At 64.7% G+C, this 12289-nt stretch carries 12 protein-coding genes; 6 read left to right on the top strand and 6 right to left on the bottom strand.

What is annotated here, in order from left to right; all coding sequences use genetic code 11:
- Positions 1-5: 5 nt before the first annotated feature.
- Entirely contained in the window at positions 6-965 is a 960-nt protein-coding gene (speB, locus tag CH273_RS23010; RefSeq protein ID WP_032397611.1) for an agmatinase, read from the top strand.
- A 10-nt stretch (positions 966-975) separates the two neighbouring features.
- Here speB and CH273_RS23005 read toward each other — a convergent pair whose 3' ends face one another.
- On the bottom strand, positions 976-1875 hold the full coding sequence (locus CH273_RS23005; protein WP_032397612.1) for a universal stress protein: 900 nt from the start codon (positions 1873-1875) through the stop codon (positions 976-978).
- Positions 1872-3314: an amino acid permease gene (locus CH273_RS23000; RefSeq protein WP_032398266.1), complete on the bottom strand. Its 1443-nt coding sequence runs from the start codon at positions 3312-3314 to the stop codon at positions 1872-1874. Before CH273_RS23000 ends, CH273_RS23005 begins: the two co-directional genes overlap by 4 nt.
- A gap of 177 nt (positions 3315-3491) precedes the next feature.
- On the opposite strand from CH273_RS23000, the gene CH273_RS22995 reads away from it, so the two are divergent.
- The 3 genes from CH273_RS22995 (at position 3492) to CH273_RS22985 (ending at position 6756) form a co-directional block, all read left to right on the top strand.
- Positions 3492-4706, top strand: a complete 1215-nt coding sequence (locus CH273_RS22995) for a PucR family transcriptional regulator (protein ID WP_032398267.1) — start codon at positions 3492-3494, stop codon at positions 4704-4706.
- A 354-nt stretch (positions 4707-5060) separates the two neighbouring features.
- Positions 5061-6128: a TerC family protein gene (locus tag CH273_RS22990; RefSeq protein ID WP_032397613.1), complete on the top strand. Its 1068-nt coding sequence runs from the start codon at positions 5061-5063 to the stop codon at positions 6126-6128.
- 79 nt (positions 6129-6207) lie between these two features.
- Positions 6208-6756 carry a Dps family protein gene (locus tag CH273_RS22985; RefSeq protein ID WP_032397614.1) on the top strand — a complete coding sequence of 183 codons (549 nt, stop codon included), beginning with the start codon at positions 6208-6210 and terminating at the stop codon, positions 6754-6756.
- 66 nt (positions 6757-6822) lie between these two features.
- Here the strand turns inward: CH273_RS22985 and CH273_RS22980 are convergent, their stop codons facing one another.
- Complete coding sequence (locus CH273_RS22980; protein ID WP_032397615.1) at positions 6823-7284, bottom strand: hypothetical protein; 462 nt, start codon at positions 7282-7284, stop codon at positions 6823-6825.
- A 120-nt stretch (positions 7285-7404) separates the two neighbouring features.
- Here CH273_RS22980 and CH273_RS22975 point away from each other — a divergent pair, with 120 nt between their 5' ends.
- Complete coding sequence (locus CH273_RS22975) at positions 7405-7602, top strand: CsbD family protein (RefSeq protein ID WP_027496220.1); 198 nt, start codon at positions 7405-7407, stop codon at positions 7600-7602.
- Between the two features lie 82 nt (positions 7603-7684).
- Here the strand turns inward: CH273_RS22975 and CH273_RS22970 are convergent, their stop codons facing one another.
- Positions 7685-8413 carry an EAL domain-containing protein gene (locus CH273_RS22970; protein WP_094638070.1) on the bottom strand — a complete coding sequence of 243 codons (729 nt, stop codon included), beginning with the start codon at positions 8411-8413 and terminating at the stop codon, positions 7685-7687.
- A complete protein-coding gene (locus CH273_RS22965) occupies positions 8410-9666 on the bottom strand; it encodes a PucR family transcriptional regulator (protein WP_032398269.1) in 1257 nt (418 codons plus the stop codon). Before CH273_RS22965 ends, CH273_RS22970 begins: the two co-directional genes overlap by 4 nt.
- 348 nt (positions 9667-10014) lie before the next feature.
- Between CH273_RS22965 and CH273_RS22960 the strand changes: the two genes are divergently transcribed.
- Positions 10015-11211, top strand: coding sequence for an esterase/lipase family protein (locus tag CH273_RS22960; protein ID WP_032397616.1), 1197 nt, complete (start codon positions 10015-10017; stop codon positions 11209-11211).
- A 41-nt stretch (positions 11212-11252) separates the two neighbouring features.
- Here CH273_RS22960 and CH273_RS22955 read toward each other — a convergent pair whose 3' ends face one another.
- Entirely contained in the window at positions 11253-12275 is a 1023-nt protein-coding gene (locus tag CH273_RS22955) for an LLM class flavin-dependent oxidoreductase (RefSeq protein ID WP_032397617.1), read from the bottom strand.
- Between the last annotated feature and the right edge of the window lie 14 nt (positions 12276-12289).

Genomic DNA, 12289 nt, shown 5'->3' with positions numbered 1-12289 from the left:
TCTCGATGAACCCGAGCAATCCCGAGCACCCGCCGATCGGTCCGGTCGACGCCACCAAGGTCCCCCGCTTCGCCGAGCCGACCACCTTCGCGCGGCTGCCCCGTCTCGACGAGGTGTCCCGCGCCGACGTCACCATCCTCGGTGTGCCGTTCGATTCCGGCGTGAGTTACCGCCCCGGCGCCCGCTTCGGCCCGGGTCACATCAGAGCGGCCTCGAAACTGTTGCGCCCGTACAACCCTGCGCTGAAGGTCTCACCCTTCGCCCGCCAACAGGTGGCGGATTTCGGTGACATCGGCGTCAATCCGTTCGACATCACCGAGGCCCTGACCACGGTGCACGACGCGGTGACGGACCTGCGCGCCGACGGCTCCTCGGTTCTCACCCTCGGCGGCGACCACACCATCGCACTGCCGATTCTGCGTTCGCTCGCACGCGATCACGGGCCGATCGCGGTACTGCACTTCGACGCGCACCTCGATACGTGGGACACGTATTTCGGTGCTCCCTACACTCACGGCACACCGTTCCGACGGGCAAGCGAAGAAGGTCTGATCGATCTCGAACGCTCACAGCACATCGGCATTCGCGGCCCGCTCTACAGCGAGCAGGACCTCGAGGACGATCGGGTGCTCGGGTTCCAGGTGATTCGGTCCGACGACTACGAGGTCGACGGCGTGGCCAGCATCGTCGAGCGGATGCGTCGTCGCCTCGACGGTGGCCCGGTCTACGTCTCGGTCGACATCGACGTTCTCGACCCGGCACACGCGCCGGGCACCGGCACGCCCGAGGCCGGTGGCATGACGTCCCGAGAGTTGCTCAACACCCTGCGCGGACTCGTGGGCCTCCACGTGGTCGGGGCCGACATCGTCGAGGTGGCACCCGCATACGATCACGCCGAGATCACCGGGATTGCAGCGGCACATGTCGCCTACGAGCTGTTGTCGGTGCTCGCCCTCAACCGGTAGGACGCCCGCCTCACCGTTTCGGCAACACCAGGATCGGCACCGGCGAATGGCGGATGATCTTGGTGGCGCGCGAACCGAGGAACACCCGAGCGATCGGCCCCAGCGGCCCGGACGATCCGATGGTCAGTACTTCGCCGTCCTGCCAGTGAACCTCGTCGAGGGCCTCGCGCCAACTGCCGGCCATGGCCAGTTCGGTCGTGACCTGCTCGGCCGAAAGCCCAACCGCGACTGCGTCGTCCATCGCCGCGGTCAGTGCCTCGGTCAACCCGACGGCGAGTTCTGCGGCAACGTCGTCCTCGACGCGTAGGCCGACCTCGGGCGGATACATCGTCGCTCCCCGGACGACGAACGACGCCAAGCGGAGCGGGATACCCGCGTCTCGGGCGAGTTCGGCGGTCGGACCCACGACGCGCGACGCCTCGCTGTCGCCGGAGAACGCGCACGTGATCCGGGTCAGTGTGGCGCGTTCGCGCATCCGATAGCCGCGGGGAGCGAGCGCCACGGTCACCGGGGACGAGTGCAGAAGCTTGTCTGCCGTCGACCCGACGACCACCTGCCCGAGAGCGCCGTCGCCCGAGGAGCCGAGAACCAGTATCGAGGCCGAGATGCTCTCGGCCGCCTCGGTCAATGCCGTCGAGACCGAGCGGTGTGCGAATCGGTGGAACGATGCAGTGATGTCGGGTGCCCGGTCTTCGAGGTAGTGGCGCGCTTTCGCCTCCGACTCGGCTGCCGTCGTCGCGGCCCAGTCGGCGAACTCCGCATCCACCCGTGCCATCGACGGAGTCGACCACGGTTTGGGCACCACTGTCGCCACATCGATGTCGGTGCCGAGCGACCGAGCGAGCTGGGCACCGAGATCGAGGGCACCGACGCTCCCTTTCCCCGGCGCGAATGCGATCAGGACACTCATCGCAGGTCCTGTTCTGCTCCGCGCAGCGTCGAGTGGTGCCGACCCCAGAACCAGTAGAACGCCAACACCACCGCGAGCCAGAGCCCGAACCAGAACCACGTGGTCCAGTGCAGTCCGGACAGGATGTACAGGCAGGCGAGGACCGACAGCACCGGAGTGACCGGGTATCCCGGAACCTTGAACGGCCGTTCGAGATCGGGCATCGAACGGCGCAGCACGATCACCCCGATGGATACGACGATGAAAGCGACGAGGGTGCCGATCGACACCAGGTCCGCCAGCTTGTCGAGCGGAATGAACGCGGCGAGGATCGAAATCACGACGGCGACGACGATCGTGTTGTTGACCGGCGTGTGCGTGCGGGGGCTGACCTTGGCGAAAGCTTTGGGCAACATGCCGTCTCGGCCCATCGCGAACAGGATGCGAGTCTGCCCGTACATCGTCACCAACGTCACCGAGAAGATCGAGATGACCGCACCTGCAGCCAGAATCGTTGCCGGCCAGGCTTGCCCGGTGACGTTGCGCAGGATTTCCGCCAGCCCGGCTTCCTCCTGGCCGGCGAAGTCGGTCCACGGCTGCGTCCCCAGAGCGGCCACGGCCACGACGAGATAGAAGACGATGACGACGATCAGCGCCGCAACGATGGCCCGCGGCATGGTCTTCTGAGGATCCTTCACCTCGTCGCCCGCAGTGGACACCGCGTCGAGTCCGATGAACGAGAAGAAGATCGTGCCTGCGGCCGCCGTCACCCCTGCTGCGCCCAGGGGCATGAAGTCCGAGAAGTTGCCGGAGTCGAAGGCGGTGAATCCGACGATCGCGAATAGAGCCAGCACACCGAGTTTGATGACGACCATGACTGCGTTGACCGCCGCCGACTCGCTCGCGCCACGAATGAGCAGAACGGCGCACAGCACGATCAGCACGACTGCAGGCAGATTCATGATGCCGGGGTCGGCGTCACCCGGCGCAGCCGACAGCGCGTGCGGGATGGTGAAGCCGAAGAGGTTGTTCAACAGCTCGTTGAGGTACCCGCTCCACCCGACGGCGACGGCAGCGCTGGACACTCCGTACTCGAGCAACAGACAGGCGGCGACGCCCATCGCGACAACCTCGCCCATCGTCACATACGCGTACGAGTAGGTCGAGCCGGAAACCGGTACCGCCGAGGCCATTTCGGCGTAACAGATGGCTGCGAGACCGGCCGCCACACCCGCGGCCAGGAACGAGAGCACCACCGCGGGACCGGCTTCGGGGACCGCGAGCGAGAGCACGAAGAAGATGCCGGTACCGATGGTGGCACCGACGCCGAACATCGTCAGTTGGAAGGTGCCGATGGTCCGTTCCAGCCCGCCACTGCTCTGCTGGTCCGGATCCACGATCGGCTTCCTGCGAAGCAGTTGAGATCGCAGACTCGATGCAGGTCTGTTCGACGATGTCATGGCCGGCACTCCCAACGTGGAGACGAACGGTGCGGATCGGCTGATTGTGCTCCCCGATACCGCCTCTCGCACGCCGAACACGCGGTGGAATCGGTCGATTCCCACACCGGTCCGTTTCTTCGCCGCAGCCTCGATGCCTACCATTGGCCTCGAGTCGGATGGGAGACACGAGAACAGATGGCCACACAGCGCGATGCGCTACCGCTCGATTCGGTCGCTGCGCAGGCCGCGTCGGACGCAGGCGGACTAGACGTCGCTCTACTGGGCAGCTTCCTCGACGTTCTCGCCGACGCCGTCGATGCCGGCGTCCCACTGAACCGCGGGCAGCTGCAGGAGTTTCGAGCGCAGGGTGATGCTGCTGCCCGCGCAGGCGTCGCACTGCGGGCGTTGCTGGACCTGTACCTGACCTCTGCGTGGCGGCTGTGGCGGGAACTACCCGCTGTCGTCGCCGCCGCGGACGACCCGGCCGGCGTCGTCACCGCAGGCGAGGTCATGCTGCGCGCGGTCGACGACGCGGTGGCCGAACTGGCCGAGGGATTTCAGCTCGCCCGACGCACTCTCGTGCGAGCCGAGGTACTGGCGCGCCGTGAATTCGTCGACGATCTGCTCTCGGGTACCTCCGATGTCGCCGGGGTCCTCGGGCGCGCGCAGACGTTCGGCCTCGACCTGTCGAGTCCGCACGTGGTGGCCGTGGTGACGTCGACCAAGCCGTTCACCGACGCCAGCTCTGCCATCACCCTCGTCGAGCGCAGCGTGCAGGGTAGCAAGGGAGACGCCGAATTGCTCGTGGCCACCAAGCAGGACCGGTTGATTCTGGTGTTCCCGGCACCCGACCTCGACGCCGTCGACCATGTCCTCGACCGAGTCGGACGCGCCCTCGGTACGTCCAACTCGGCGTCGAGCGAATCGGTCGACCTCCGGCGCAAAGGGGAATACGGCCGGACGCAGATCGGGATCGGCCGCCCACGCAGCGGGGCGGTCGGTGTCGCCGCGTCGTATCGGGAAGCCCTCGACGCGCTCGATCTCGCCGCCTCGCTCGGGTTCGACGCATCCGTGATCGATGCGCGTGATCTGCTCGTCTACCGCGTCCTGATCAGTGACCGTGCGGCGATCGCCGATCTGGTCGACACGTTGTTGACACCGTTGCTGGGCGCGCGAGGCGGGGCGGGTCCCCTGTTGGAGACGTTGCAGGTGTACTTCGACACCGGCGCGAACACCGCAAGAACCGCACGCCGGATGCATCTGTCGGTGCGGGCAGTGACCTACAGATTGTCTCGAATAAAGGATTTGACCGGGCAGAATGTGGGCAACCCCGTCGAGGCATTCGCGCTGCACACGGCGGTACTCGGAGCGAAGCTGCTCGACTGGCCCGAGGTTCGCTCGCCGTCGTAACGGGTACAGACTGCTCGAATTGCCGTAACCAGGCAACCAAATCGGTCGAAACGTGTCCGCAAAACGACCATGCCTGCAGGAAAGCGAACAGTCACACTGGAGTAGTCGCGGAATGACCGAGCGTTTTCCGCAGAGGCCCGAACGCACGGCCGGAACACCGGTAGGACGAAGACAGACGAGAACGAAAAGGAGCGTGTGACAGATGGCGTCGTTGACACAGAAATTGACATCGTTCGCTCGCAGCCCACAGGGCAAGAAGATGATCGATCAAGCACGTCGGTACGCAACCAAGCCCGAGAATCAGGCGAAGTTGAAGCAACTCGGCAGCAAATTCACGAATAGAGGTGGCCGTTCATGAACGTCGTCCCGTGGTGGGCATGGGCGGCATTCGGTGCCGTCGTCCTCATCCTGTTGGCCATCGACCTGTTGGCGCACCGCGGTGCGCACATCATCGGCTTCAAGGAAGCCGCATGGTGGAGCGCACTGTGGGTCGGCGTGGCGATCATCTTCGGCATCGTGGTGTTCTTCACGTTGGGAACCACGGCCGGAGTCGAGTACACGACGGCCTGGTTGCTCGAGAAGAGTCTGTCCGTCGACAACCTCTTCGTCTTCGCGCTGATCTTCGGCTACTTCAAGGTTCCCCGTGAGTACCAGCACCGGGTGCTGTTCTTCGGTGTGATCGGTGCCCTCGTCTTCCGCGCGATCTTCCTGGCCGCAGGTGTGGCCATCGTCAGCAAGTTCGCTGCCGTTCTGTTCGTCTTCGCAGCGATCCTGCTCTACAGCGCCTACAAGCTGATGAAGGACGAGGACGACTCGTACGACCCGAGTACCTCGATCGCAGTTCGCCTGCTTCGCAAGATCATTCCTGTCCGCGACGAATACGAAGGAACCAAGTTCTTCGTCAAGGAAGCCGGCAAGCGGGTGGCCACACCACTTCTCGCCGTCGTGGTGGCGATCGAAGCCGCCGACCTGGTCTTCGCCGTGGACAGCGTTCCTGCCGTCCTCGCGGTGACCGACGACCCGTTCATCGTCTACTCCTCGAACGCGTTCGCCATCCTCGGCCTCCGCGCCCTGTACTTCCTGCTCGCAGGGTTGCTCGAGAAGTTCCACTACCTGTCCAAGGGACTGGCGATCATCCTCGCCTTCATCGGCGTCAAGCTGATCCTGCAGGCCGGACACAAGGTGATCAGCACATCGATCCCCGAGATCCCGTCTCTGGTCAGCCTGGTGGTCATCATCGTGGTCCTGGCAGGCTCGATCATCCTGAGCCTGAAGAATCCTCCCGAGGAAGACACGGCAGACGCGATCGACCAGGTCGCTGCCGACAGCCCGATCGTCGATCCGACGAACGGAACCTCCTCGGCCGGCACCTCGTCGACCGGAACGTCGGGCACGGACTCGCCGAGACTCGACAAGTCCTGACCGCTCACCACACATGCCCCGCCGAATTCGATTCGGCGGGGCATGTTTGTGTTCCGAGGGGATGGGGCAAACAACGCGCATGGCTGAAAAGAACTCGTACACCGTTCCCGGACTCACCTCGGAAGTGGGCGCGCGCGTCGCCGCGATCCTTCAGGATCGACTGAACGCCTACAACGATCTCCATCTGACTCTCAAGCACATTCACTGGAATGTCGTCGGACCCAACTTCATCTCGGTACACGAGATGCTCGATCCTCAGGTCGAAGCAGTTCGCGGTTTCGCGGACGACGTCGCCGAGCGCATCGCGACCCTCGGCTCCTCGGCCAAGGGCACACCGGGCACCATCGTCTCCGAGCGCAGCTGGGACGACTACTCGATCGGTCGCGCGACGGCCATCGAGCACCTCGGTGCACTCGACCTGGTGTACACCGGGGTCATCGAGACCACTCGCAAGAACATCGAAGAGGTCGGCGAGATCGACCCGGTGACCGAGGACATGCTGATCGGTCAGAGCGCGCAGCTCGAACTCTTCCACTGGTTCGTGCGGGCACACCTGGAGAATTCCGGTGGTCAGCTCTCCACCGCCAACGCGACCAGCGAGGTCGACGCGGCGAAGCAAGCAGGCTAGACACCGTCCATCCGAACACCGATCTCGCCGTGACCCGGCGAGGTCGGTGTTCGTCGTTTCGAAGGGTCAGTCGGTCGGCCTGGCCTCGTGCCCGCTGCGGCCGTGGGTTCGACGCTTCTCCTTCATCTCGGCCTCGAAGACGTGGCGACGCCCGTCCATCAACTCGTTTCGCACCGCACGATCGTGTTCGCGCAACGGGCCCCAGTATCCGTCGTCGAATTCTTCGACGAGCTGAAAGGTCCACCGCCCCGGTGCGATGTTACGACCGATCATGTCCGTGTCGATCCGCTCGGATGCAGTGGTGTGGCCTGCATCGGCAAGTGCATCGACCGCGTCGCCGAGCAGCAGATCTGCGTGCCCCATCAGCTGGTGAAACGAGTAGAGATGCCCACGAGCGCGCTCGACACATTCGAGGGCCTCGGAGAGCTTTCCCACCGCGGCCACAGTCGCGTCGTCCACGCCGCTCGGGCGCTGGTGTTCGGGCGAGGGCGACTCGGAGGCCGACTCGGCGTCGTTGTGTTGATCCATGGAGCGCGCTTACCCAAATCGGCCCGGCACAACCCGGACGCGCTGTGCATGATTACCGACTCCGATCGCGGGTATAGCTCTCCCCGAACGGACGAAGACAATCGATTTCGAGGAGTTCTCATGGCTGATTTCATCGACAAGGCAAAGCACAAGGCAGAAGAGCTCGTGGGCGAAGCCAAGGAAAAGATCGGCCACAAGACCGACAACGACGATCTTGCTGCCGAAGGCGCAAAGGATCAGGCGTCGGGCAAGACCAAGCAGGTCGGCGACGACGTCTCGGACGCTGCAGGCAACATCAAGGACAAGTTCACGAACTGATCGTCTCGATCGGTCGTATCGAAACCCCGCACCCAGGCCTCGGCCGTCGAAGGTGCGGGGTTTCCTCGTTGCAGGCCACCGATCAGGTCGGCGGATTCGGCAACGGCAATGGACGGCCGAACAACCAACCCTGACCGAGGGTTGCTCCCAGAGACTTGGCACGACGCAGATGCCTGTGGGTTTCGATTCCTTCGGCCAGTAGGACTGCATCGCTCGTGCGGACGTACGCGCGCACCTGCCGCACCGCGGCACGCGACCGATACGGAGATCGGATGATCGACGCGTCGAGTTTGACGATGTCCGGCGCGACGGCGGCCAGCAGTTCCAACGTCGCGGGCGTGGCACCCACGTCGTCCATGGCCACCGACATGCCGCGAGCGCGGGCTCCTCGAACCAGGGCCATCAGCAACGGGACGTTTCGGTCGAGGTCTCGCTCGGTGATCTCGAGTACGACGTCGAGATCGTCACCGATCGCATCGAGGTGGGTGGCGACGTCACGTTCGTCGGCGAAACAACCCGGCTCGATGTTGAGAAAGAAGCGCACCCGACGCGAATACGCGCACTCGCGTGCTGCCCGCAACGCGGCGGCGCGACACGCCACATCGACGCGACCCACCATCCCACGCTCTCGGGCCAGCGCGAAGACGTCTTCGGGAACGGCCAGGCTCGGAGACGGCCACCTGGCCAGTGCCTCGTATCCCACGACGGTACCGGTGGCGAGTTCGACGACGGGCTGAAACAGAGCAGCGACGGACTCCACCGAATCGAGCGCCGCCGATGCTGCCAGCACCGCGCCGTCCGGCGCAGTCACAGTGATCGCTCGTCCACCGGAACGCGGCGGGCCTCGAGGCGGTCGGCGATCAGCGCGGCATGCAGTCTTCGCAGTCCGGACGGCTTCATCGGATCGAGCCCGGTGAGCTGCTCCACCCTCTTCAAGCGGTAGTCGACGGTGTTGGGATGCACCGTCAGCCAGGTGGCCGTCTTCTTTCGGTTGGAGTCCGAGTCGACGAACGCTTGCAGCGTCGGCAACAGATCGACGGAATCGCGCAGCGGATCGATCAGGGTCACGAGATGTTTGCGACCCAGGCCCGGCCTGCTCACCTGGTACTCGAACACGAGATCCGACATCCGGTACGTCCCGGGTGCGTATCCGAGTCGACGCACCAGACCGAGCAGCTCGTACAGGTGGGGCGCGGTCGTGGCGATGTCGTCGACCGCGGCCGACCCGGTCGTCGCGGTCATCACCACCTGACCCGCGTCGGCGAGACGATCGACGAGTTCGCCGATATCGACACCGGGAACATCGGGCAGCAGGACGGTTCCGCCGGTGGGGCTGATCGAGGCGATGGGCAGGTACTCCGCGTCGAACGTCGCCAGCGCCGAGTGCATTCTTCGCAGCTTTCGAGCCGCCGTCATCGCCGCGTCGATCCGTCGGCCACCCTCTTCGGCGTGCGCCGGAATGTGCAGGGCGACAACGTGATAATCCTCGGCAAGCAGCGTACCCATCCGGTCGGCGATCTTACGAGCCGTGCCGTCACCGGTCAGCAGCGCGTCGAGCAGTTCCACGTCGTGACGGGGACCGTTCTGGGTCAGCGTCCGAAACTCGACCAGGTAGGCGTCGGACACCGCCGCGGTGACGACGTCCAACAGTTCCATGACCAGGACGGTTCCCTCGACCAGCCGATCGCCCGCGTCCTCGTCGACCGAACGGGACGCCTGTCGCACAGCGAGTGCGCAGCCCTCGTTGATGGCATGTTGGATCCGGCCGAGCGGTACACCGTCTCGGGCCCATCGGGTTGCCGCGTCGCGAAAGACGTCCATGGCACCGGGTATCGGTAGCCGACCGGATTCGAGGACACCGGTCGCCAGTTCGCAGCAGGTCGTCGTCATGTCGTCGAGCTCACCGCGGGCACACTCGCGCGGTGGTGGTGTGTCCTCGGGTTCACCGAAGTACTGGTCCAACATGCGCGCGGCTGTCTCTCTCGGCGTCCGCAGACGGTCGGAGGCCCGCCGCCCGCTGACGTACTCCTCTTGCGACACGTGCACGCTCTCTGCTGCCGTCACCGAAGACCCCACCCCTCGAAACTCGACACCCTCTTCGGGTTCGCTTCCCCGTCCGACCGGCTCCTCGACGGATCGCTCGGTCTCACCGTCGCGCGTGCAGCCACATCGAGCGAGACCGGGCGGCAGACACACGAACAGTAGAACAAAAATCAAACCTGTGGATTGTTTTACCGAATATATCCGGCAGTCCATCCAGATTCGTCCCCCGGAGCTCAATTGTGACGATTTCTCACAGATGACGCGTCGGTTGCGGCCAGATTCCAAACGCCTGGCAGGAGGGCGCATACGACCCGAATCCGCACCTACTGTTCCGCCTTGTCCATCAACCCTCGTCGAAAGTCAGGCTCCATGACCACTTCTCGGTCCACCCTCCGCGCAACGCGGAAGGCAGCGACGGTGCGCGCTGCGATGATCGCGGCAATGGCGTGCTCACTCACCCTCGGTGCCGGTGTCGCAGCACAGGCACAGCCCGCGCCCGCACCTGCCCCGCCTGCCCCGCCTGCCACCGTGCAGGGTGCCACTGTCGTTCCCCCCGGCCCGACCGAGGCATCACCGAAGGCAGCCGACCAGGGTATCGCCCAGCCGAACATCCAATCGGCCGCTCCCGCGACCGTCACTTACGACCCACGGACCGAGACCACGGGTTACGGACCGGAACAGAAGAACTTCCTGGCCGGATTCCTCTACAGCATCGTCAATCCCAATGTCGCACCTCAGGGTGCCAACGACTGGAACTGCAAGCCGTCGGCGGCGCATCCGCGTCCGGTCGTGCTGCTGCACGGCACCTGGGAGAACGCCTACAACAACTTCGCGCGGATGTCGCCTGCGCTCAAGAAGGAGGGCTACTGCATCTTCGCGCTGAACTACGGTGACAGCGACCCGAGCATCGTCGGCAACCTCCCGTCACTGCGCGGTACCGCATCCGTTGCATCCAGCGCGAGGGAGATCGCCACCTACATCGACGCCGTGCGTACCGCGACCGGTTCTGCGCAGGTCGATATCGTCGGCCATTCCCAGGGCGGACTCGTCACCCGCCAGTACCTTCGCTTCGAGGGTGGTGCCAACCCCGCCGATCCGACCAAGAACAAGGTGAACACCGTCGTGAGCGTCGCCGGGTCCAACCACGGCACCACTCTCGTCGGAATCGGCACGCTCGGTCGCACGATCAACAACCTGGGTCTGAACGTGCTCGGCGTTGTCGGTGCCATCGCCGGACCCGCCGCCTCGGACCAGGTCATCGATTCCGCTCTTGTCAAGGGATTGGCAGTGGGCGGCGACACCGACCCCGGCATCAAGTACACCGTGATCGGTACCAAGTACGACGAGGTGGTGACCCCCTACAAGACGACGTTCCTCACCGCGGGTCCCGGTGCCACCGTCAACAACGTCACGTTGCAGGACGGCTGCGGCATCGATCTGTCCGATCACCTGTCGATCTCGGTCTCGCCTCGAGCGATCGGCATCGTGAAGAACGCACTGGATCCGAAGGGCTTCCCCACGAAGTCGATCCCGTGTGCCTTCAACTCACCGATCACCGGCGGCTAGTCACACCTGGGTGAGGGCGATCGGGCCCGACCCGATCGCCCTCACTGCTGTGCAGGTGCCCATCCGAGTGCGGGCCCGAGCGTGTGTGCCATGTCGGTCAGAATCTGCACGTAGTCCTCGTGGTCGAAGCTGAACGGCAGTGCGAACGCCACCTCGTCCACCTCACGAAAAGACTTGTTTGCGTACAACTTCTCGGCGATCACGTCCGAAGTCCCGACGAGGTCGGGTGCGAACATCATCCGAGCCGGACCCTGTGGCTCGAGCGTGCGTGCCGATCGCCCACGCACGTACTCCTCGTACTTGGCCGTCTGCGACGGGCTCGCACTGTCGGTCGGGATCACCACCAACCCTTGCGAGACCCTCGCGTCGTTCCCGGCCGGGTGAAACCGACGAAAGCGCCGGATGTGGGAGAGCTGGATGTCGTCGAAATCGGTCGACTCCTCGGCGCGCACCACGCTGCTGACCAGAAGATTCATCTCGTTCTCACCGGCCCACTGCGCCGACCGCAGGCTCGCTCCCCCGTACCACATCCGACCACGCAGACCGGGTGAATGCGGCTGCACGCGAGCGGAATACGACTCGATGCCCTCGGTCCCCGACCACGTCGACGCCGGCTCCCCGGCGACGAACCCGAGCAGCCTCGATACCCGTTCGTACCCGAAATCCTCGGTATCCGCGGTGTCGGGATAGAGCGAATGCTTGACCCGGTCGAACTGCATCGGTTGTCCCACACTGACTCCGGGATTGATCCGCCCACCGGACAACACGTCGACCGTCGCCAGGTCCTCTGCCAGTCGCAGTGGGTTCTCCCAACCCAGTGGCGTCACTGCTGTACCGAGCGCTATCCGATGGGTCCGCTGCGACGCCGCAGCCATGACTGCGATGGGCGACGATATTCCGAACTGCAGGTGGCGATGCCGAAGCCATGCACTGTCGAAGCCGAGCTGCTCGCCGAGTTCGATGATGTTCAGCGTCGATTCGTGGCCGCGTGCTGGATCGGACTCGTCGAAGAGCCCGATCGTGAGAAATCCGAGCGAAAGCAACGGGTGAGAAGGCGTAGGCACGTCGAGACTCCATT

It is taken from the genome of Rhodococcus sp. 05-339-2 (assembly GCF_002258965.1).
Classification (GTDB): Bacteria; Actinomycetota; Actinomycetes; order Mycobacteriales; family Mycobacteriaceae; genus Rhodococcoides.
This window is presented reverse-complemented; position numbering and strand designations above follow the sequence as displayed.

Bases quoted from the DNA above. Each gene is read 5' to 3' on its own strand.
- speB (WP_032397611.1), top strand. From the start codon at position 6: ATGAACCCGAGCAATCCCGAGCACCCGCCGATCGGTCCGGTCGACGCC.
- CH273_RS23005 (WP_032397612.1), bottom strand. From the start codon at position 1,875: ATGAGTGTCCTGATCGCATTCGCGCCGGGGAAAGGGAGCGTCGGTGCC.
- CH273_RS23000 (WP_032398266.1), bottom strand. From the start codon at position 3,314: ATGACATCGTCGAACAGACCTGCATCGAGTCTGCGATCTCAACTGCTT.
- CH273_RS22995 (WP_032398267.1), top strand. From the start codon at position 3,492: ATGGCCACACAGCGCGATGCGCTACCGCTCGATTCGGTCGCTGCGCAG.
- CH273_RS22990 (WP_032397613.1), top strand. From the start codon at position 5,061: ATGAACGTCGTCCCGTGGTGGGCATGGGCGGCATTCGGTGCCGTCGTC.
- CH273_RS22985 (WP_032397614.1), top strand. From the start codon at position 6,208: ATGGCTGAAAAGAACTCGTACACCGTTCCCGGACTCACCTCGGAAGTG.
- CH273_RS22980 (WP_032397615.1), bottom strand. From the start codon at position 7,284: ATGGATCAACACAACGACGCCGAGTCGGCCTCCGAGTCGCCCTCGCCC.
- CH273_RS22975 (WP_027496220.1), top strand. From the start codon at position 7,405: ATGGCTGATTTCATCGACAAGGCAAAGCACAAGGCAGAAGAGCTCGTG.
- CH273_RS22960 (WP_032397616.1), top strand. From the start codon at position 10,015: ATGACCACTTCTCGGTCCACCCTCCGCGCAACGCGGAAGGCAGCGACG.